Source organism: Bacillus sp. AK031 (assembly GCF_053903065.1).
Map to the genome: position 1 here is coordinate 3591666 of NZ_CP096424.1, position 20641 is coordinate 3612306.

22 protein-coding genes are annotated in these 20641 nt (G+C 42.4%); 6 read left to right on the forward strand and 16 right to left on the reverse strand.

Annotated features, from left to right (window positions below; genetic code table 11):
- Positions 1–115: 115 nt before the first annotated feature.
- The 6 genes from M1E09_RS18385 to M1E09_RS18410 form a co-directional block, all read right to left on the reverse strand.
- Positions 116–721 carry an SAM-dependent methyltransferase gene (locus M1E09_RS18385; RefSeq protein ID WP_456272268.1) on the reverse strand — a complete coding sequence of 202 codons (606 nt, stop codon included), beginning with the start codon at positions 719–721 and terminating at the stop codon, positions 116–118.
- Positions 722–939: 218 nt separating this feature from the next.
- Complete coding sequence (locus tag M1E09_RS18390; RefSeq protein ID WP_456272269.1) at positions 940–1920, reverse strand: sortase domain-containing protein; 981 nt, start codon at positions 1918–1920, stop codon at positions 940–942.
- A gap of 64 nt (positions 1921–1984) precedes the next feature.
- Positions 1985–3337, reverse strand: a complete 1353-nt coding sequence (locus tag M1E09_RS18395; RefSeq protein WP_456272270.1) for a copper amine oxidase — start codon at positions 3335–3337, stop codon at positions 1985–1987.
- Positions 3338–3895: 558 nt separating this feature from the next.
- Positions 3896–4612: an anti-sigma factor gene (locus M1E09_RS18400; protein ID WP_456272271.1), complete on the reverse strand. Its 717-nt coding sequence runs from the start codon at positions 4610–4612 to the stop codon at positions 3896–3898.
- Positions 4609–5175 carry an RNA polymerase sigma factor gene (locus M1E09_RS18405; protein WP_456272272.1) on the reverse strand — a complete coding sequence of 189 codons (567 nt, stop codon included), beginning with the start codon at positions 5173–5175 and terminating at the stop codon, positions 4609–4611. The genes M1E09_RS18400 and M1E09_RS18405 overlap by 4 nt, the downstream gene beginning before the upstream one ends.
- Positions 5176–5356: 181 nt before the next feature.
- On the reverse strand, positions 5357–6424 hold the full coding sequence (locus M1E09_RS18410; RefSeq protein WP_456272273.1) for a C45 family autoproteolytic acyltransferase/hydolase: 1068 nt from the start codon (positions 6422–6424) through the stop codon (positions 5357–5359).
- A 213-nt stretch (positions 6425–6637) separates the two neighbouring features.
- On the opposite strand from M1E09_RS18410, the gene M1E09_RS18415 reads away from it, so the two are divergent.
- A complete protein-coding gene (locus M1E09_RS18415) occupies positions 6638–7258 on the forward strand; it encodes a hypothetical protein (protein WP_456272274.1) in 621 nt (206 codons plus the stop codon).
- Positions 7259–7308: 50 nt separating this feature from the next.
- On the opposite strand, the gene M1E09_RS18420 is transcribed toward M1E09_RS18415, so the two are convergent.
- The 8 genes from M1E09_RS18420 to M1E09_RS18455 form a co-directional block, all read right to left on the reverse strand.
- Positions 7309–8163, reverse strand: coding sequence for an AraC family transcriptional regulator (locus tag M1E09_RS18420; RefSeq protein ID WP_456272275.1), 855 nt, complete (start codon positions 8161–8163; stop codon positions 7309–7311).
- Positions 8164–8252: 89 nt separating this feature from the next.
- A complete protein-coding gene (locus M1E09_RS18425) occupies positions 8253–9479 on the reverse strand; it encodes an MFS transporter (RefSeq protein ID WP_456272276.1) in 1227 nt (408 codons plus the stop codon).
- A 115-nt stretch (positions 9480–9594) separates the two neighbouring features.
- Complete coding sequence (locus M1E09_RS18430; protein WP_456272277.1) at positions 9595–9750, reverse strand: hypothetical protein; 156 nt, start codon at positions 9748–9750, stop codon at positions 9595–9597.
- 120 nt (positions 9751–9870) lie between these two features.
- Positions 9871–10125: a hypothetical protein gene (locus M1E09_RS18435; protein WP_456272278.1), complete on the reverse strand. Its 255-nt coding sequence runs from the start codon at positions 10123–10125 to the stop codon at positions 9871–9873.
- Positions 10122–10736 carry a hypothetical protein gene (locus M1E09_RS18440; RefSeq protein WP_456272279.1) on the reverse strand — a complete coding sequence of 205 codons (615 nt, stop codon included), beginning with the start codon at positions 10734–10736 and terminating at the stop codon, positions 10122–10124. The genes M1E09_RS18435 and M1E09_RS18440 overlap by 4 nt, the downstream gene beginning before the upstream one ends.
- A gap of 96 nt (positions 10737–10832) precedes the next feature.
- Complete coding sequence (locus M1E09_RS18445) at positions 10833–10982, reverse strand: hypothetical protein (protein ID WP_456272280.1); 150 nt, start codon at positions 10980–10982, stop codon at positions 10833–10835.
- 142 nt (positions 10983–11124) lie between these two features.
- A complete protein-coding gene (locus M1E09_RS18450; protein ID WP_456272281.1) occupies positions 11125–11886 on the reverse strand; it encodes a nucleotidyltransferase domain-containing protein in 762 nt (253 codons plus the stop codon).
- A 457-nt stretch (positions 11887–12343) separates the two neighbouring features.
- Positions 12344–13999 carry a catalase gene (locus M1E09_RS18455; RefSeq protein WP_456272282.1) on the reverse strand — a complete coding sequence of 552 codons (1656 nt, stop codon included), beginning with the start codon at positions 13997–13999 and terminating at the stop codon, positions 12344–12346.
- Between the two features lie 157 nt (positions 14000–14156).
- Here M1E09_RS18455 and M1E09_RS18460 point away from each other — a divergent pair, with 157 nt between their 5' ends.
- The 3 genes from M1E09_RS18460 to M1E09_RS18470 are packed head-to-tail and all read left to right on the forward strand — an operon-like array spanning position 14157 to position 17786.
- A complete protein-coding gene (locus tag M1E09_RS18460) occupies positions 14157–15569 on the forward strand; it encodes a spore germination protein (protein ID WP_456272283.1) in 1413 nt (470 codons plus the stop codon).
- A 31-nt stretch (positions 15570–15600) separates the two neighbouring features.
- Positions 15601–16695, forward strand: coding sequence for a GerAB/ArcD/ProY family transporter (locus M1E09_RS18465; protein WP_456272284.1), 1095 nt, complete (start codon positions 15601–15603; stop codon positions 16693–16695).
- Complete coding sequence (locus M1E09_RS18470; RefSeq protein WP_456272285.1) at positions 16692–17786, forward strand: Ger(x)C family spore germination protein; 1095 nt, start codon at positions 16692–16694, stop codon at positions 17784–17786. The genes M1E09_RS18465 and M1E09_RS18470 overlap by 4 nt, the downstream gene beginning before the upstream one ends.
- Positions 17787–17948: 162 nt before the next feature.
- Here the strand turns inward: M1E09_RS18470 and M1E09_RS18475 are convergent, their stop codons facing one another.
- Both M1E09_RS18475 and M1E09_RS18480 read right to left on the reverse strand, forming a co-directional pair.
- Positions 17949–19148 (reverse strand): MFS transporter, encoded by a 1200-nt coding sequence (locus M1E09_RS18475; protein WP_456272286.1) that lies wholly within the window; start codon positions 19146–19148, stop codon positions 17949–17951.
- Between the two features lie 16 nt (positions 19149–19164).
- Positions 19165–19518, reverse strand: a complete 354-nt coding sequence (locus M1E09_RS18480) for a MarR family winged helix-turn-helix transcriptional regulator (RefSeq protein WP_456272287.1) — start codon at positions 19516–19518, stop codon at positions 19165–19167.
- Between the two features lie 357 nt (positions 19519–19875).
- On the opposite strand from M1E09_RS18480, the gene M1E09_RS18485 reads away from it, so the two are divergent.
- Positions 19876–20103 carry a hypothetical protein gene (locus M1E09_RS18485; RefSeq protein WP_456272288.1) on the forward strand — a complete coding sequence of 76 codons (228 nt, stop codon included), beginning with the start codon at positions 19876–19878 and terminating at the stop codon, positions 20101–20103.
- Positions 20104–20157: 54 nt separating this feature from the next.
- Positions 20158–20298, forward strand: coding sequence for a hypothetical protein (locus tag M1E09_RS18490; RefSeq protein ID WP_456272289.1), 141 nt, complete (start codon positions 20158–20160; stop codon positions 20296–20298).
- Positions 20299–20641: the final 343 nt, after the last annotated feature.

The following is a 20641-nucleotide window of genomic DNA, read 5'->3' on the forward strand; positions in this document are numbered from 1 at the left end:
TACTCTCTATCCTGAAAATTTTTAATGTTTCACAAAATAATCAGGCTAATCTCCTCAACTCTAAAAACTACAGAGGAACACACTCTACATTATTACTTGGAATAGTAAATAGAATCTACCTTTCAATTTGAGGATGAACTCCTCTCAATGTATAAATAAGAATTTTTTCATAAACATTTCCAGGCAGAATAATTTCCCTTTCCAATAGGAAAGCAGTTTGATCTTCCAAGCAGAAGACATAATCTTCTGGGGCGTAGTACAAGATCAACTGGATTTCACGGTTCTTCTCTTCCAGTGACTGCAGAATATTGTTAATTACTTTGATAAATATACGAACGGAAAACGGATTAAAAAAATAGAAAACATTGTCCCCCGGATCAATAACATATTCTTCGGCAAGACAGTTTTCAAACTTGATTGCGGAACTGCTCCCAGAAAATTTATTAAGATAATTTTTCCGGTTTTCAATAGCCTCCTGATAGTAAAACTCATTCATTTCTACACCTAAAACTGTAGATTGAAACCGATGGTGAATGCAGAAATTAAGTCTGCCTGTCCCACAGCCAAAATCGACTACCCGGTCTGTACTCTCAAATTCTACTATTTCAAACAATCTTTCCAACACGGAGTATGGAGTCGGCTCATATCGGTTGTAATGCTGTGAGCCATAGGACCCTTTTTGTATCGTTCCTGTTTTGATATTGAGTAATTTATCATTCATATAAAGATGCTCCTAACCAGCCTTCTTCTATTATTATAACATCCTGCTCCGCCAGTAGATTGATGGTGCCTCTCTATTGCATAAAAAAATCGCACCGCTCTGCAACGGTACGATCTACAGGATTTTTAACTTTGCTTGTATTAATAACTGCTGCTCTATTATTTACGCAATTCTTGCAGCAGCCAAGCATCTTCGACAATGTCAAGGCTGTGTGCCTTTCAACGTGCCTTGACTATCTCGGATGGCGGCGATTCTTTTTCTGCTATGTTTACTGCTGTTATATAGTATGCGGTACCTTTTTCGGCATTTTCATCATAGTAGTTTTTACGCTCGTGTGCTGAAATGCTTGCAATATGATTAAACTCCTTTTCTCCCGGTCCTTTTTTGTAGACTCTGTAGCCAATGATGTTCTCGTCTTGAACAGCATGCCAGGACACTGAGCCCAGATCATATTCCACATTGGTTGGCGGCTCTGGTGGCGGGAGAGTTTGCTCATTATTATTTTCGTCGATGAGTTCAGTGTAGATGACCAGCCGATCAGGATATAAATGTTCCTCATAATTAAACGTTCCAGTACATGTTATGAGATTAAGATTTCTGCTGTTATCAGGACCAAAGATTTTTTCGATCGGCGCTTCTTCAGCTTGGTAGCTCTCCTTTTGTTTTACGACGAATGTTTGTTCTATCCCTTCCGTGTCGGTTACTGTTACTTTCTCACCGATTTCCATATTTTTTAGATAGAAGAAGATGGCAGGTCCTTCCTTGCTGTCAACATGTCCTGCAACCACCGCGTTTCCTTTCGCCCCGGCTTTAATTCCCCTATTGTACCATCCTGCAACTTCGGTTCCCTTTGGCACTTCCATCTCCCCATTTTCGAGCAATCCTACAGGGATCACCTCTGTATCAATGTCAAGACTCGGTATTTTAATTCTTGCAGGAATAATTCCCTCTTCTTGAATCTCTATTTTCTTTTCTTGTTCTGCCTTCTTCTTTTTTAAAGAGCCAAGAAGAACAAATTCCTCTCCTCCAGGTTCTGCCTTTACTTCTTCTACCTCTTCAACTTCTGTTTCTTGTTCTTCTGTCTGCAGCTCTTTCTGTTGGGGCATTGTTGTTTTCGGCTCGTCTTGAGCCAATACTTGATAGCCGGCGATTCCAGCGGCAAGTAAGAAAATCACTAAGACTAGCAAACGTTTTTTCATAAGAGCTTTCCCCTCCATCTTATATGAAAAAGAGAAGAGCTTTTACACTCTTCTCCATATGGAATTATTGTTGGTCGGCAGCTTTCTTCTTGATCACGTATCCACCCGCAAGCAATAACGCTGCTGCGAAGGCAATCCATGCTTCCATCGGCATCTGCTTTTCTGCTGCACCGCCCATTCCGGTATTCGGCATTTGTTCTGGCATATCTGCAGCCATCTCTGCTGCATACTCATCCGGCATTTGCATCACGATTGCATCGCCTAGAGCTTTCCCCACACCAAACATGAAAGCATATCCTTCACGGAATGTTGCAGTGCTAGTTTCATAGTCTTCTGCCACGTAGCTGTCAAACGTTTTAAGAACTTGATCTTCATGAGTTTTCAGTGAAGAAACGGCTGCATCTTCTGGTAGATTTCCTTTAGTCGCTGTTGCAAGGAAGGCACCGAATTCTTCAGTGAACATCCCAAGGCTTTCTCTTGCTTCTTTAGCTGCCGATTCATCACCAGCTACTGTTGCTGCGACAAGCTCAGCTTGTGCATTGATGTGCTCACTGGTCCATAGTTTCTTGAACTGTTCAGCGCCCTCTGCGCCATAGATAGATTCAATCGCGGCAGTAAACTCTTCTGTGTTCATATCTTCCGCCCAAGTGGCAATATCATAGTCAGGTGCACCATTGACTCCTTTTTGCATGCTCATTGCAGCCAGTGCAAAGTGTTCTGCTGCCAGGTTATTAAGAGTCGAACGCAATTCTGCAGCCGGTGCGTCCACCTTTGTATTATTGAATTTCTCCGGCATCTGCATGACTATTGCACCAGACAGCGCCTTACTGATATCATACATTCTGTCGTAACCTTCGAGAAAATTGGAGTAGTACTCTTTAAAGTCTTCCTCTACGTAACTATCAAACGCCTCAATAACATCTTCTTCATGTGCAGTCAGCACTTTTTTAGCTGCCTCTTCCGGAAGGTTCCCCTCAGTTGCCGTGCTTAAGAATGCTGAGAATTCGTTAACGAACTCTTTGACTTCTGCTTCTGCGGCTTTCCTTGCTTCCTCATCTCCTGATTGAGCTGCCTCTACAAAGTCATCTGAGTAATCAAGATGCCCTGCAAAAATCTCCTGGAACTTTTTCGCTCCCTCTTCACCATAAATGGAGGCAATCGCCGGTGTCATGTCCAAAGCATTTTGATTAAGCGCGTCATATGCCTGTTTTTCATCCGGGGCATCGTTATAATCTTTTATCATCGCATCTACAGCCAATACAAAGTGTTCAGATAAAAGCTGATCCAATGTTGCACGCAAATCAGATGCCGGTGTCACCACTGTCGGCTCAGATTCCGCTTGTGCGGCTGCCGGCACTAATAATGATAATCCTAATACAGGTGCTGCGACTTTCTTAAGTAAGTTTGATTTTTTCATAGTATAACTCTCCTCTTTTCTATTATTTTTGTTTTGCTGTTAAGCTAACGAACTCTTTTCGGGAATGGATCACTCTTTTGTGATTTTTTTATTTTTTGTTAAGGCTGAATGGTAACCCTCCTCGTCATTTAACATTTCATAGAGCTAACGTGAGGGTTTACGGATTGGATCACTCTTTTTAAAAAATCTTTTCGGCCCTCCTTTTTCTCGTTTTTATATTTTCATAGAGCTAACGTTACTGGTTGAGAGTTGGATCACTTTTTTTATAGATTTTTTTCTACAGGTAAATATTACTGCCGCTGGATGAATGATTCTGTTTACGTGAGTTCATAGACCGGCCGGTTTGACGTCCCGATTCTTTAAAAATGAAAAAACACAGCCGCTATGACGGCATCAATTCCCAAAATCAGAAAATCAACAACCCCATACAGCCGCCGGCGTTGATTTCCGAAAATAGACAATCGATGCCTTGGCCAATGTTTAAAAACGCAATTTGCTTTTTTGTGCAAGAAAAAGAAAAAAATCCAGCACAATGGTTTGTGCTGGATTCACGCTTATTTATAGTTCAGATGCTAATACAATATTTCCTTGTGGAAGCTGACTGCTGGCATCTGGTTCCTGTGATACGGCGACCATATCCCAGTTGACGTTCTCATACTCTTCATTAAAGTTGAAGACAACCGATCCTTTTCCATCTTCTATAGTAAAGGTTCCGGCTCTTTCGGGTTTTTCGTCCTTAATCAGCCAAACCTGGTAGACTTCATCATTGTTGAGTTCCTCAAGTTCCGAAGCCTGAACAACTAACCTTGTTTCCCCACCCTGTTTCACGATACTGGCCGTACCTTGTGCACTGCCTTCAACCGCTCCCAGGTCCACATATTTCACAACCTGGTCTACTAGTTCCTGCTGTTCTGCCACCTCCGGCTCCTCTCCAAGCTGGGAAAGGAAGTAAGCATTTCCGATCAATGACAGGGCCAGGAGTGCTGCTACAGACGGGAACATCCAGCGATTCTTCCGCCTTGGGTTATATTGCGGATGCACTTCCTTCGCTTTGTCATCATTCAAGATGTTCGCGAAAACCCTGTCCTCCAACCCAAACGGAGGTTCAACAGGCTCGGAGGCGTATGGGAGATACTCCTCCAGCTCATGAAGCTGCTGCAAATCTTCCTTACATTCGCCGCATTCGGACAGATGTTTTTCGAACCGGGTTCTTTCTATATCTGATAAATGTCCGTTGTAATAGTCCATTAAAAGATCACACTGCTTTTGCGTCACTCGAAATGCCCTCCTTTCCCTTTCAGACATTGATGGAGATGTTTCAAGGCAAGCCTGATTCTTCCCTTGACGGTCCCAAGCGGAGTTGCCGTTGATTCAGAGATGGCTTGCTGGGTATGTCCTTTATAGTAGAAGAGATTTACGATGTGCTGCTGATCTTTTTTCAAAAGCGAAATACAGTCTCGCACAGCACTTCCTTTTTCCTTCCACTCGATGATATCTTCAGGCGTTTCATGAGTGATTCTCAAAGAATCTTTTTCTATATATTCGACCGACTCATGTTTTTTCCGTTTGCGCAAAGCATCAAGGCTTGTGTTCCGGGTCATCGTCAACAGCCATGATGAAAACTTTCCTTTACTGTCATCGTAAGGGGCATGTTTCTTCCAAAGCTTAAGAAAAACCTCTTGAATGACCTCCTCTGCGACCTCGCGATCACCGGTCATTTTGTATGAAAATGAATAGATCAGTTTTTCGTACTTCTGGTAAAGCTTCCGCAACGCCGAGGAATCTTTGTTCTGTAAAACCCTTTGATATAAATCAATATCCTTAAGTTCTTCTGACATAAAATGCTCCCTCTAGTTATATTTGACATAGATGATTTAAGGATACCCGACAAATGACAGCAACTCAATTTATTAGTCAGCCAACGAAAAAAAAGCTCATTTGGATCATAAATTGGTTTAAAAAACTTTGAGAAGGGTAAAGGGATACACTTATGATGACAGGCAAGAGCTTTTTTATACTTTATCGCTTACTCCAATCAGCATTTTCGTCCATATGGATAAATGGGATGTCTGTATCGACTTCACCCGTGATTTTCTCCATCTTCAGGTCTTCACCAGCAAGCCAGTTCCCGAAGTCAAATTCAATCGGATTGCGGTCACCGCCGAGCGCGAACCAGGCTTTTAGCTCTCTCGGGAAATAAACGGATGTATGGATTGTCCCCGCCCAGCTTCCATATAAATCAGAGAAGACCCCTTTGTCACTGTCATTAAACAGTCTGAAAGCTGCAGCAGCATCCGTGGTACTGCCTGTGTTTTGCTGAATGATGTCCAGGCGGCGCTTCGAATCCACCAGATGATTCCGGTTTTCCTCCAGCATCATTTCAAAATGGTTCGTACAGGCATTGGACTGCCTCACCTTTACACCGCGCGGCGAAGTTTCCACCACATAAGTTTCACCACTTGCATCATGCACAATATAGCTGAATGAGTGCCGGTGAGGGATTTCCTTCAACATCGCCACCGCTTCCTCCACATTTGCGCAGGCTTCCAATATCAAACGGCCGATCATACAGCAGATAAAACCGTCTCCAGGATTTTTACGATGCATAAAGTTATATCCTAATGCCAGCCCCTTTTCATTCATTCCGTCCATTCTCCCAGTCACCCGCTGGCTCGGTCCGATAATAGCATATCCTTGGCCATCGGCAGGCTGAAAAAAAGTATATCTTCCTTCATATGTTTTCGGGTGGTAATCATAGTTCCGGATGAGATAATTATCGCCCGTCAAAATCGAACACCCTGACTTCACGTAATCAAGCCGGTATCCCCCGAATTCTTTTAAAACCTTTTCCATCGGCCATTGGAGGGCCTCCTGCAAACCAAGCAATTCTTCCCACACACCGGGAGCAAACTTTGTTACTGCCTGCTTCACTTCATCGATTTCAATAGAAAAACGGGGTTTGCGGACCTTCCACTGGTTTTCCCTGTTGATAACGGTAAGAGAATCTTTTATCCTCTCGCCCTGCATATACCCAAAGTCAAAATGCGTTCCGCGGAACTGTATGATGTCACTGTAGATTTGTTTCATTCTTATAACCTCTTTTACAAAAAAACTTTTTACTTAGAATAAAGGATAACGGGCAAGAAATAAAGAAAGGCGGTTTAACCAATATTAAGTTTTCTCCGATCTTTTTTCCGTCATCAGATAGGACAACCTTCAATGAAAATTTTATATACCCTTTAAATTTCTTCCATTATAATAATCTATGAATATTCTGATTTTCACAAGAGCGGAGGAAAAATGATGCTTTCCAAGAAGCAATACTTTCTCATCATCAGCCTGGCCATCCTGCTGGGAGTTCTGACAGCCATCTGGCAAATTCAATTTTGGTTGACTGCGGTGCTGATTTTTTTAAGCGTGACCCTAATCGTTTACGTCCCGTTTGTCTGGTATATGTATTTTTCAAAAAATACCGAGAGTACAGGCAAGTATTTGCAGCAGCGAACCAAGCAGCCAATCCTGCAGTTTTACTACCATCTGGCAAATTCACATGTGGAGCAGATGGAAGAAACTATTACTATATTAAAAAAGAAATACAAATCCCCACAGATGACAGCGATGTTCACTGTGCCTTATGCTGCCCAGCAAGAGAACCTGGCATCTGCAAAGGAAAGCATTCCGCTTATCAAGGATCTTTCAGCACGGCAATACTACGAAGTCCTGTTAAAAGTAGAGGAAGGTCAGTGGGATGATGCTGATAAAATGATTCCTTCCTTGCAGAAAGAATGGATGAAAGAAGCAGTAAAAGCAGAGTTGCTTCAGAAAAAGGGAGAGGCCGGCGCTGCAAAAGTCCAAGGATCGAAGGCTGTCGACCTGACAAAAGGCATGCAAAGGTATCTCCTGGAAAAACGTTATAGATAGCAAAAAGGCTTTCTCCTGAATATCAACCCTTAGGAGAAAGCCTTTTATTTTTATTTCTTCATTATCGGAATCCAAACTTCACAGCGGTAATCTTCGCTATCCACGTTACCTGGAGGATACAATTCAAATTCCGGACCTCCTCCATGCTCGTAACCTGTAGACGGGAACCACTCGGAATAGATCCGCTGCCATACGTTTTGAATCGAATGCGGCATCGCGCCAATAGATTCAAACACAGCGTATGTTGCAGCCGGAATTTCTTTCACTTCGAACTTCTTCTGTTCCTTTTCCGTTTCTGCACCGATGAAATAAGTGAACTCCTCGTTGGCATGATCAAACTCCATACAGAATCCCAGGATATCCTCAGCTTCTGCTGCCTCATAAATCTCCCTGTCGATGCCTTTTTCATTCACTTCGCCCCAAAACGTTGGAATTTCTTTATGATTTTCACCATTGGAAGTTGATATTCTCTTGCCGATCCCTGCAACTTTAAAGCCTTCTTTTTCAACGATTCTGTAGTTCATTTCTTTCTCTCCTTTTAACTGAATTTGAAAAGAGATGCGAGGGAATGCCTTTAAAGAAACTTCCTGTTCCCTCACCTGGGATGGCGAAACACCATGAGCGCGCCTGAATGCTTTGGAAAAAGACTCCGGTGTTTCGTAGCCATACCGAAGAGCAACCTCAATTACTTTTGCATCGGTGTTGGAGAGTTCCTGTGCTGCCAGTGTCAGTCGGCGTTTCCTAATATACTCCGCCACTGTAAATCCTGTCAGCATGCTGAACATCCGTTGAAAATGAAACTTGCTGCTGAAGGTAAGCTTTGCAAGTTCATCCATTTCAATTTTTTGCTGCAGGTTGTCTTCAATATAGCCGAGACACTCATTCATGCGTAGCAGTATTTCCATCCCAACGCCCCCCCTTGCTCCTTCAGTTTAGCACCGTGCCGGCTGGCAAACCTGTCAGCAATTGCTCATCTGTGACAGATGCTTTTACTTTATTGTTCGGCAGAAATTCCGGTTTCCCTTCCATAATTTCTGACAAACGGAAGCGAAAACGTCAGCAGGGCTGCTCCCATCTCGAGAATTCCGCCATAGATGAAAACGTTCTGCGGCGCAGTCCATTCCATCATCCAGCCCGCTGCCGCCTGTGCAATCGGGACCGACCCGGACATAACGAGAATCATAACACTGATAACCCTGCCGAAAATTCTTGGCGGAATAATCGTATGGTTCACGCTCGGTGCAATGACATTGACAGCCGTTTCGTGCAAACCCATTAGGGCAATCAATGTGATAATCACCCAAATGTTCCCTGTGAATCCAATCAGCATGATGACAATCCCCTGCAAGAAGCATGTCAGCAGCGTCATATAAGGTTTTGGATTTTTTATTGTAAAAACAGAAAATAAAACCGCGCCCGCAACACTTCCGGCACCAATGGCTGTATTCATCAATCCGAAACCTTCGACCCCGTATCCTAACTCATCCGCCAAAAAGGGAATGCTGATGAATGTCGCTCCCACCGCTGCATTGGCAAAGAAAGCGAAAACAGCCATTGTCGTGATTATTGGGGTTGTCAGAAAATAATGGAATCCCGATTTTACACTTTTCCACATCGGTTCATGTTCCGGATTTTCCTCTTCATTCTTCACCTCTTTGACCCCTATCAATAACACCGCGGAGACCAGGAACGTAACCGCATTAACCATAATAGCGAAGTTTGTGCTGCCAAGAGCAACAAGCCCCGCCCCAATCATAGGGCCGATGACGGCAGAAACATTTCCGGCAGTCATTAACAGCCCCATGGATTGAGTGTAGTACTCCCTTTCCACTATCCTTGTCCGGAACGAAATCCCTGCCGGCTCAGCTATTGAGTCGACCATACCGAAAACTGCCCCGATGATATAGAAAATCCAAATCGCTTCTTTGTTCAAGAATAAGACAACCAAAGCAAGAATAATGACCAGGGCCCTTAGCATATTAGAATGAATCAGCAGTTTTTTCGGGTCGACTCTGTCAACGACAGCGCCGCCAATCAAAACGAATATTAATTTTGAAGCCCCAAGAATCAGCAGGTATGTCCCCACCACTGAGGGGGATTGTGTTTCTTCAACAAGAAGCCAGGTTAGTGCTATGACAAATATGGAATCACCGAGAGAGGAAATCCAGGTAGAGATCCAATACAATAGAAAACTTTTATTTTTGTAAATTGATAAATTCATCTTCATCTTCCTCCTATGCCGGCCACCCTGTAACTTGGCGGTATCCCCATTTTTTCTCATAAAAAAGACACCTATCCCACGATAGGTGTCTGCAGTTCCCCAGCCGGTCTTTCAGCTAAAGGAGTGCGTCTATACTAAGTCCACCCTGTGCGCATGCTTTGAAAATAGTTGATTTTGTCTCCTTTTTAAAAAAGGACAGACCTGTCCCTTTGGCAAGAGAAGTATCAAAAATTTTCACAGCGTGCATACTTTCAGGGATACCATTCATCACAGGGTGAACCTCCTTTCAATATAAGAATCTCGTTAATTATATAAAGGAATGGAAAAATATTCAATATTTTCTTAGTGACAGGCACGACCCGGTTTTTGTCGATTGGTGACAAATCCTTTTTTACGCATGCCGGGGAAGATACTTGGTAAAGTAAGCTCCGGCCATTACGAGCAACAAGGTTATGCCCCAGCTGATGATACCGATAAAATCAAGCCAATAGGCAAGCAAATTCGTAATGGCAATAAGATAAAAACAAATAGATGTCAAAGCCGATCTAACCCCGGTAATTCCGGCTGCTTTTCTTTTTTTATAAACATACAATCCAGATGCCGCCAAAGCAGCTGTCAACAATACCGTCAAGATAATTGGATTCATGAAGTTTTGGTCTCCCTTCCTTCCACGCCGTTCTTTTCAAGCAGGCTGGAGATTTTCTGAAGCTGTTCGGCATTCTCCACCACTATGAAATTAGGTTGAAAGAGCTTATTTTTAATCTTAAATGCTACTTTATATCCGTTATCCGCCCGGGAATCAAGACCGTAGAGTTCATGCCAGCGGATGATCCTTTCTGTCTCGTAGCACTTGATTTGCGAAAAAGAATAATATCTGGCATTCAGAATGATGCCTTTAGGCAGGATAAAAAAATTACCTCGATGCCGGATCGCACTGATAAGGATGAAAAAGATGTAGGCTACACTAAAAAAAGAAGTCTCTCCCCAATCCGTAGCAAGCACAGCCCACAAAAGCAGTGACAGCAATACCAGCGCGGCATAAGTCCCCCAATTCACTATCCTGTAAGACTTGGAGTCTTTCGTTAATGGCTCCATCTCCAGCCATTCACCTGGAAGAAGAATCCCTGAAAATTCTTCAGCACTCTCCGGATATATGGCAGTCCGGGCCGTATCCGCAGCCTTTTTCAAATTCAAGCGATATTGAACTAAATAGTAGACACCTGTGATAAAGATCAACACAAATAGTAAGTCAACCATATTCCTTCTCCTTCCGATAAACGATATCCAAACCAAGCGTTACACGATGGGAAAACCCTCTGTAATCAAGCCCCCAACCATAAGGCCGTTCTTCTGTCATTTCATAGGAAACGCTTTGCCTGCTGTTATGAATATACCTATTCCAGCTGCAAGCAGAAAAAAACGGGCCAATTCCGAGGGATACGTCAAATAAGCCAAAATGAACAATACGACAATCAAGATCAGGTTAAAAATCAGCCTCTTCATATTTACGATTCCCACCTCTAATTGGTTTCATAAAATGATTATTTTACAACAAAATATGGAAATCATCCTCTAAAAAGCAAGAGGCATTTCCTTATTTTTGCCCGGTCTTCCGACATAGTCCATGGCTTGGCTGCAGTTATTATTATGAAAGTTCTTCGGCCATCTTTCTGAAAAAAGGGTTCCATTTATCTTCCTCAAGGGTTCCTTCAATCCAGCGCAGTTCTTTGGAATATAAGTCTATTATCAGACCGGCTGCTTTTTTATGGCCTTCCGGGTTCAGATGTTTGTAAATTTCATTGATTTCTTTCAGCTTGTCGCCTGGCAGCAATGAGCCGATTGCTTTCATTCCGAGCTGGGCTCTTTCAGGATAGTACCGGTGCAGCAATACCTTGGCGAATACAAACATCAGGTGCTGCAGCACTTCCACTCCCCATAAATCATTCCCTCTGTTAAATGCCTTTCTGTATTGAAACAGGAACCATGGCACATCAATGGCCAGTTCGCTGAATTCCTCCGGAGATAGTAATAAATTTTGGGTAGCTTCATACTTTTTCATGATATTGTTTGGATCATAGATGACGCGAAAGTAGTCTTTTTCTTTGAAACTCTTTTCTGTCACAGTAAATAAGTCCACGTGAAGAAGGTCATCATAAACGGCAATAATTTGTGGAGCGATTATGAAAATATCATCATAGAATAATAGGTTTCTGTAGGCGTTCAGATGTTCCACCCTGTGCTTCAAAAACTCTTTCTCATCTTCTTCTTTAACCATCACATACATGTCGACATCAGAGTGTTCATCATTTTCTCCTCTTCCCATAGAACCTTTCAGAAATACCGCCTGAACCAGCTCGTCATTCTTTAAGCTTTCTGAGATGCTTTGTACCGCATTTTCCTGTCTCACCTGAACTCCCCCTATTAAAAATAAATATTACGCCATTATATTCCAATTCTCTAAGTCTATCAAGGAAAAAAATGAGGCTGTATTTGTAAATATTGTTGAACATAAAATGATTTCCGCTCCAGGCGTGCGACTCCAATCATACGGGTGGTTAATAAGACTTAAAACCTCAACCTTTTAGGAAACAGTCAAAAATAAAGATGCTGGGACAAAATCTTAAAAAAGGCTCTTTTCGCAAAGAATGTGTCTAAGTAAAAAGAATGGATTTTCGCTCCAATCCGCCTACGTTCGGGATGCAGCGGTAAATAACCTTAAAAGTAACATCTTTAAGATAAGAGCCTAATAACATGAATGAACCGCATGAAGTCAAGGATATAATCTTGATCTCATGCGGTTTTATTTTCGATTATTTCTACTTAAATCAATTTGTTTTCAACTTATGATCCAGCCTCTAAATTTATTAGTAAGGATCAGCTTTGTGGCCTTTGTTTACAGCATCTTCTGCTGCTTGGTTTGCATCCAGTGATCCTTGTCCATATCTAGTCTTTCCTGATTCACGGCCTGGGACTTTATCCAGTTCAACATCTTTCATTTCCTTCATTTCTTTCATTTTCATTTGGATGCCTTCCTTCACACGCCTGCCATAGTCTTCATCAGCTTGTGTGAAGTGTTCAAGCATGGCATCTTGAATTTTTTCATCACATACTGCAAGTGCTTCGGAAAGATTTTTGATTAATTCATCGCGCTCCCAATCTTCAAAGCTCCGGTAGGTATCCCCTGCTTGCCCGTAGTTGTTAGGACGGTCGATCGGCGCCGTCATAGCCGCTGCATTGTAAGTCGGCCGATGCGGTTTGCGGCCAGCCGGGTCGGCTTCCTTAAATCCGCCAAGCATAGATGGTTCATAATTGATATGCGGGTTTTCCCCGGACTCTTCAGGATCACGCACATCCATTTGTCCGCGCTGCTGATTCGTATGAACGGGTGCTTTAGGAGCGTTAACAGGAAGTTTCAGATAGTTTGCCCCTACCCGGTAACGCTGTGTATCTGAGTAAGAGAATGTACGCCCTTGCAGCATTTTATCATCTGAAAAATCCATTCCATCGACAAGGACCCCGGTACCAAAAGAAGCTTGCTCGATCTCCGCATGAAAGTCCTTTGGATTGCGATCGAGGACCATCCGCCCTACAGGCAGCCAAGGGAATTTATCCTCCGGCCAAAGCTTCGTATCATCCAAAGGATCAAAATCGAGTTCCTCATGGTAATCATCCTCCATGATCTGGACAAACAGCTCCCATTCCGGATAATCACCGCGCTCAATGGATTCATATAAATCCTGTGTCGCGTGTGCCACGTTCTTTGCTTGAATGGAGTCAGCCTCATCTTGTGTTAAATTGCGTATTCCCTGCTTGGGCTCCCAGTGGTACTTCACCAGGACAGCCTCACCCTTGTCGTTGACCCATTTATAAGTGTTAACGCCAGAGCCCTGCATATGGCGGTATGTAGCGGGTATGCCCCATGGGGAGAAGAGGAATGTAATCATATGCGTAGCCTCAGGTGTACGGGAAACGAAATCAAACATCCTTTCCGGATTAGGAACATTGGAAGCCGGATCTGCTTTAAAGGCATGAATCATATCCGGGAATTTCATCGCATCGCGGATAAAGAAGATTTTCAGGTTATTACCGACAAGATCCCAGTTTCCTTCTTCCGTATACATTTTCACCGCAAAGCCGCGAGGATCGCGTGCTGTTTCCGGTGAATCCTTCGCTCCTGCAACTGTAGAGAAACGGACCATTAACGGCGTTTTCTTTCCTGCTCCGGAAAATACTTTCGCGCGTGTATACTTTTCTACGGGTTCATCACCGGCTTTCCCATACGTTTCGAAATAGCCGAATGCTCCAGATCCGCGTGCGTGAACCACTCGCTCTGGTACCTCTTCCCGGTCAAAATGGGATATCTTTTCAATGAAATGATAATTCTCAAGTGTTGCCGGACCGCGGTCACCGATAGTCCGCATATTTTGATTATCGTAAACAGGATGGCCCTGCCTCGTAGTCAGAGTCTCATCGCTTGCCTGATGTCCCTTGGACTGATTCTTATCTTTGTTTTCTGCCAAAAAGATTACCTCCCTTATCATTACTTTTAATGGTATACCCTGTTTGAATTGGTATATTCAAGAAATAATGGGGTTTTTTACAGTGTTATCGAACATAAAAATTCCATTTCAGGTAAGAATAAAAGAAACCATATACTTAGCTGCAGGTGAATAATACATGAGTTCTTCCAAAAATATGTCCAAAACCAAAACTATCGACGATAAAGTTGAAGCACTGAAGTCTGCCTTTAGTGAAACCGAAGACATGAAGACGAGGGATCTGCACTTCCTAAATACCTCTTGCAAACTTGTTTATATTGACTCCCTTGTGGATAAAAAGCTGATCGAAAGAAATATTATCGAGCCGCTCTTGGATTGCAAAACCGATACCATCCCTGAAGCTGTCATAAAAAATGCCGAATATAGTAGAACAACAGAATTGGAAGCCGCAGTGAAAAGCCTTCTCGAGGGCAGTTGCGCTTTGCTTACAGAAGGGGAAGATTCAGTTCTGTTGCTTCCTGTAGCTGCCGGTGATGAACGAGCCATTCAGGAGCCTGAAAATGAACATATCATAAAAGGGGCTCATGACGGTTTTTCTGAAAATATCAATAAGAACATCTTTCTCATCAGACGAAGAATTAAGAATCCCAATCTAAGAATAAAAAGTTATACTCTTGGAACAAAAACAAATACAAAAGTATCCGTTCTATATATTGATGAACTGGTGGATCATGGTCCTTTAGTAGTTCTAAAAAGAAGGATAGAGGCAGTAGATGTCAATGAGCTCCAATCAGCGGGGGAACTCGAGGAACTGATTGAAGATAACAGTTATACTCTTTTTCCTCAACTGTTAACAACTGAGAGACCAGACCGGGCGGCTTCCTATTTATTAGAAGGAAAATCTCTCGTGATTGTCGATGGAAATCCGCATGGAATGGTTTCCCCTATTACCTTTTTCAGCTTCTATCAGTCACCTGATGACTATAACAACAGGTGGTTAATCGGTTCCTTCTTCCGGCTTATCCGGTTCTTCAGCTTTTTAATGGCAATCAGCTTGCCCGCGACCTATATTGCTGTTGTTTCATTCCACTCAGAAGTTCTGCCCCTTGGGATTCTTTATGCAATCAGGGTTCAAATTGAATTCGTTCCTTTACCTCCGCTTATCGAAGCCATGGCCATGCAAATCATCCTGGAACTGTTGAAAGAGGCAGCCATCCGCCTGCCCTCTCCCATTGCTCAAACAATCGGGATTGTCGGAGGGCTGGTAATCGGTACTGCTGTTGTGGAAGCCGGCTTTGTTTCAAACACAATGATTGTAATTATAGCTCTGACAGCAATTGCTTCATTTGTGGCTCCTGTCAACCAAATGGGGACGGGCGCCAGGTTAATAGCTTTCCCGATTATGCTGTCGGCTAATTTCTTTGGTTTTTTGGGGATTGTCCTTTCTCTCGCACTATTGCTGATACACCTCTGCAGGTTGGAATCATTTGAAAAACCATACTTGGAACCTCTTGCCCCAATTCACTTCAGGAGATTAAAGGATTCAATTATTAGAACCAAAAAAAGAAATAACTCTATAAAACAATCTTAGGAAACTCAGACAAGAAAGTGTGGAATAATCAATGTCAAAAACAGAATCCCTAACAAACTGGCAAATATTTTTTCTTATCATTCAAACTCAAATCGGATTCGGCATTTTTGTTCTGCCAAACACGTTGCAAAGTACGAGTAAAGGGGATGGTTGGATATCAGTCCTCTTGGCAGGAGTGGGTATCCAGCTCTTCCTGGTGATTCTTTGGCTGTTGCTAAGTAGGTTTCCAGATCTCACTTACACTGAAATCACCCTATTTTTATTTGGCAAATACCTGGGCAGTTTTGTAAACCTTCTGATTTATCTTTACTTAATCATTACAGCATCTTTTGTATTGCTTCAGTTCACTTCTATCATTAAAGATCATTTGCTGATGTTCACTCCATATTGGGTCATCGGCCTGTTGATGATTCTTACGTGTACTTATTTGGCAATTAGTGATATTAGGATTATCGCCAGGTTCTTTGGTATTATCTCTGTTCTTTTCCTTGTCTTATTTGGAATCTCTTTTTTTTCCTTTCTTCTCCCTATGGATATACATCATATTCTGCCGATTGGGACCAATGGCATTAAGCAAATCGGCATTGGCAGCAAAGAATGCCTGCTCGCTATCTTGGGATTTGAAATCATCCTGTTTGTATATCCACTGGCAGCCAAAAAAGGAACTTCTTTTTTAAAATCCATAACATTGGCCAATGTTTTTGTAACAGGGTTGAGCACTTATTTTGTATTTATTTGCATCCTTATTTTCAGCGAACCCGTACTGAAACAAATTAAATATCCAGTTATTTATTTTTTGCGGCCACTGCACTTTCAAATGGTAGACCGCCTCGATATCCTTTTCATCTCAATATGGATTGTTCCACTGGCAGCCTCAATCGTTATTTACTTATATATGTGCAGCAAGAGCCTGACATTTTTTAAGTGGAAACCTTATAAAGTGGTCATCTTTAGCAGTGCATTTGTTTTCAGCCTTTTTGCTATCGCAAAGAAAGACCCCGATTCCGAAAAGCTGTATGCAAGCTATGTAGAATACTTAAGTTATACAGTTGTATTTGCGATCCCCTGTATTTTGCTGCTTTTCTCTTTCCTTTCTAAGAAGACTAAAAAGGAGGCAGCCAATTGAGAAAAATACTATCTCCATTATTTTCCGTAATACTTTTAACAGGATGCTGGGACCAAGAACAATTAAAAGACAATCGTATTGTTAATGGTATCAGTTTCGACACGGCTGAAGAGCCCGATAAAGTTCTTGGTACAGTCAGGGCGATTGATATCCGCAGCTCTGGTGGAGGAAAGTTCGAGATTAAGGATGAATTTTATGTTTCTGAGAAGGAAACAGTTGCCCAGATTGAAATGGACCTTCAAAATAAGGTTTCCGGTAATATGGATGCGGGAAAAGCATTTATTATCATTGTTGGTGATGAATTGGCACAAACGAAAGGCATTACCTCATTATTAGAACCGATTTTTCGATCCGTTAATGGATATATAGCCTCGCGAATTGTCATAAGCGAGGGGAAAGGTAATGAAATTCTTTCATTGAAACAGAAAGAGAGCCCGATTGTTTTTGAAATAGACAACTTGCTTATCGGCGGAACAAAAGAGACTTATATCCCAAAAGAAACAGTCTTTACTGTTTGGAATACTTTATCAGACAACACGACCGATGTTTTTCTCCCTTTCATAAAAAAAGACGAAGCCAGCAATCTTCTGCTGGCAGGATCAGCTTTATTCAACGGGGATAAATTCACTGGTCAAACTCTCACAACCAGCCAAACTTCACTGTTATTAATATTGAGGGACGAGTTGGGGTCGGGGGCAAAATTAACAATAGAAGCAGAGGAATTAAGCCAGCCTTTTACTATCGGCATTGGCAATGCTAAAACAAAGATGGATGTCACCAAAGAAAATGGTAAAATCTCCTGTACAATTAATGCTGAATTGAATGCAAAGTTACTAAGTTATTATGAAAGTGATACTTCTATGGATATTAATAAGCTCAATAAACTGGCCTCAAAAGAGCTCACCACAAAAGCGAAGGAGCTTACCGACCTCTTAATCAAAGCCGATAGTGACGCGTTAAGTATCGCCAAAGAATTTTCTACGAAGTATCCTGATGCTTGGAGTCCTGAAAAGTGGAAACAGGACTACCAACATGTTGAGGTCATACCAAAGATCAACGTTGAAATCAACGGAACACACAATCTTCAATAAAATCATTGATTGCTTTTTAACATGTGTGACAGTCACTCCCCGAAATATCTCGAACAAGAATCGCTTCTTTCACTTCCAGAAACTCATTGAAAGGCTGTTCTCAATTCGACAACACCCGGGGACTGACTGTCACGAAAAAAGCCAGCTGTGAAAGCTGGATTTTTAAGCGGCGTTAACTTCTTTTCGTTTATCTTTCTTATATTTATGTCCTTGCAATAGAAAGTAAAGAAGAATTCCTGCCAGGACATAAACCGTGCAGTAAGTGTACAGTTCGCCTAGACTGATCTTGGCAGCTGCCAGACCGACAAGGAATGAACCGAGCCCGATTCCTATGTCAAAGATTGATAGGAATGTAGCAGTTGCCATGGCTGCTCTTTTGGGAGGAGATGCCTGAATGGCGATTGTCTGGAAGGTTGGAAACAGTGTTCCCCAGCCCAATCCCGCAAAGGCCGCTGCAGTCAGGAATAAAACCGCCGAATTAGCTGTACCCAAGATCATCATTCCTGCTGCAAACAATAGAATCGCTGGATAGACAATGAAATTGGGTCCATGCAAGTCATACCATTTGCCTGTGAACGGCCTGGAAAGCAACAGCACCACTGCATAAACAACAAAAAAGTAACTGGCCACATGGCTGAGACCCAGCTCTCCTGCATAGACGGAAACGAAGGAAAGAATGGATGAATAAACGATAGCGAAAAATGCACCTATCAAGGCAACCGGAATCGCCTTGACTTCAAAGATGGCATCCTTCAATTTCATTGGAGCCAGTTTTCCTTCTGCCCTCTTATCTTCTTTCATGGAGATCAACAATCCTGATAAAAGTCCGACAAACGCTGCCCCGCCGGCAATTTGCAGCATGGCGCTCACTCCCCAGTTTTGCAAAGCTGTCAATCCTAGAAACGGTCCGATAACCATAGCAAAATTTGAGGATAGGATGAAGTAGCCCATCCCTTCCCCCCGCCTGGAGTCCGGGACTGTGAAGGCGGCAATCGAGCCGGCTGCAGTGGTAGCCATCCCAAAACCGATTCCATGCAAAAACCGGACAACTAGCAGTATCCCGACACTGTCCGCAAAAAAGTAAAGCAATGTGGCTCCGAAGAAAAGGGATAAGGAAGATAACAGGATAACCTTGCTCCCGAACCTTTCAATCCATCTTCCAGAGAAGGGACGGATAATAATTGCCGAAATAAGAAAGACCGTGATCATTAAGCCTGCCTGTGATTTTGCACCATTTAAGTGGTCGACTACATAGATAGGAACTGTCACAAGTAAAAAATAAAATGTCATAAACAAAAAGAAATTGCTTATGCCGATGCCGATGAAATTTCGTGTCCATAACGGCGGTTTTCTATTGTTCATGATGTATGACCTCTTTCTAAATCTGTTTAAGCCAGTCTGTTAAAATAGTTTTCAACTCTTCTTGTGAAGACGTGGTCAGTTCTTTTACCAAATCCTCATTTTTCTTCAATACTGCTTTTTCCCAAATAGAGAACTGAGTTTCCACACTCTCCGATAAGGAAATGATCTTTTTTCTCTTATCCTCACTACTGGAATTTTGCTGAATATATCCTTGCTTTAAAAGCCTTTGAGTCGTCCGTGTCATTGGGGGGGCTTCCACCGCAAGATATTCACACAATTCCTTTTGTGTTAATGGACCTTTTTCCCTCAGTATATACAGTACCGACCATTGTGCACCGTAAAGACCATAAGGTTCCAGTGCTTCATTCAAATGCTTCGTCAGCCTCCTCGAAAGCTGATTCACCGCATGAAATAATTCATGAGTATCCTGCAAAACCAACACCTCAATTCAATTACCTGGGTAAGTAAATCCTAAAGAAGTATATCATAAATTAGTTACCCAGGTAAATAATTTATTGGTGGCACACCCCGAAAATTGTCGAAATTCGTATGAAGAACCAGACATCTGGATATAGTGATACTAAACCCAGCCGGTATAGGTGAAGAAAGTTGAATAATTGGCAGCCGTCCATTCATAGATCAATGAGAATCCCGTCCATGCTAAAGTGTGCATTATACCGACTTTTTCTTCCGCTTGAGTCTCTATCCATTAACAGGCTTGATTTTCATGAGCCTGTTTCCGCTTCAGCGTTCACGAATCGCTCAGATCACCTACCTTTTACTATGGTCTTTTCTTTTGACGCTGGTTGAATGGGGGCTCCTTCAAGCTTCGGTCATTAAGTTTGATGGCTGGAAGCTCCCTTACTCCACCATGAAATACCTCTTCATTTTCACCATTGTCTGCATCAGCGGGCTTGTAACAAAGAAACTGTTATCGAGGATTTCAATTGAATAAAAGGCGGCTGGGTTGGAATAATATACCTTATCATATTTCTCCGGAGGTTATGGAATGCGCACTGAAAACCACTTCGTCGTATTGATCTTTTTCTCTTTATTAAGTTTGGTTGCGGCGATTATATTTAATGGAACGATCTTGTCTAAAACGAACGAAATACTGGCTAAGCTTAAAAAGTTTGAGGAGGAGCAGTAAAGGCTCCTTCAAAAAAAGATCCCTCCCCTTTTCTACTTCTGGGGAAGGTATCTTTTTTTCTATTCTTTGGAGTTGGAATTTAGGTGTTCCTAGAGAGACAGTTAGGTTTCGGTATTGGAATCTAGGTGTCCATAGAAGGCCTTTAAAGACAGTTAGTTTTCGGAATTGAAATCTAGGGGTCCATAGAAGGCCTTTAAAGACAGTTAGTTTTCGGAATTGGAATCTAGGTGTCCATAGAAGGCCTTTAAAGACAGTTAGGTTTCGGAATTGAAATCTAGGGGTCCATAGAAGGCCTTTAAAGACAGTTAGGTTTCGGAATTGGAATCTAGGTGTCCATAGAAGG

Bases quoted from the DNA above. Each gene is read 5' to 3' on its own strand.
- M1E09_RS18385 (WP_456272268.1), bottom strand. From the start codon at position 721: ATGAATGATAAATTACTCAATATCAAAACAGGAACGATACAAAAAGGG.
- M1E09_RS18390 (WP_456272269.1), bottom strand. From the start codon at position 1,920: ATGAAAAAACGTTTGCTAGTCTTAGTGATTTTCTTACTTGCCGCTGGA.
- M1E09_RS18395 (WP_456272270.1), bottom strand. From the start codon at position 3,337: ATGAAAAAATCAAACTTACTTAAGAAAGTCGCAGCACCTGTATTAGGA.
- M1E09_RS18405 (WP_456272272.1), bottom strand. From the start codon at position 5,175: ATGTCAGAAGAACTTAAGGATATTGATTTATATCAAAGGGTTTTACAG.
- M1E09_RS18410 (WP_456272273.1), bottom strand. From the start codon at position 6,424: ATGAAACAAATCTACAGTGACATCATACAGTTCCGCGGAACGCATTTT.
- M1E09_RS18415 (WP_456272274.1), top strand. From the start codon at position 6,638: ATGATGCTTTCCAAGAAGCAATACTTTCTCATCATCAGCCTGGCCATC.
- M1E09_RS18420 (WP_456272275.1), bottom strand. From the start codon at position 8,163: ATGGAAATACTGCTACGCATGAATGAGTGTCTCGGCTATATTGAAGAC.
- M1E09_RS18425 (WP_456272276.1), bottom strand. From the start codon at position 9,479: ATGAATTTATCAATTTACAAAAATAAAAGTTTTCTATTGTATTGGATC.
- M1E09_RS18435 (WP_456272278.1), bottom strand. From the start codon at position 10,125: ATGAATCCAATTATCTTGACGGTATTGTTGACAGCTGCTTTGGCGGCA.
- M1E09_RS18440 (WP_456272279.1), bottom strand. From the start codon at position 10,736: ATGGTTGACTTACTATTTGTGTTGATCTTTATCACAGGTGTCTACTAT.
- M1E09_RS18445 (WP_456272280.1), bottom strand. From the start codon at position 10,982: ATGAAGAGGCTGATTTTTAACCTGATCTTGATTGTCGTATTGTTCATT.
- M1E09_RS18460 (WP_456272283.1), top strand. From the start codon at position 14,157: ATGAGTTCTTCCAAAAATATGTCCAAAACCAAAACTATCGACGATAAA.
- M1E09_RS18465 (WP_456272284.1), top strand. From the start codon at position 15,601: ATGTCAAAAACAGAATCCCTAACAAACTGGCAAATATTTTTTCTTATC.
- M1E09_RS18475 (WP_456272286.1), bottom strand. From the start codon at position 19,148: ATGAACAATAGAAAACCGCCGTTATGGACACGAAATTTCATCGGCATC.
- M1E09_RS18485 (WP_456272288.1), top strand. From the start codon at position 19,876: ATGAGCCTGTTTCCGCTTCAGCGTTCACGAATCGCTCAGATCACCTAC.
- M1E09_RS18490 (WP_456272289.1), top strand. From the start codon at position 20,158: ATGCGCACTGAAAACCACTTCGTCGTATTGATCTTTTTCTCTTTATTA.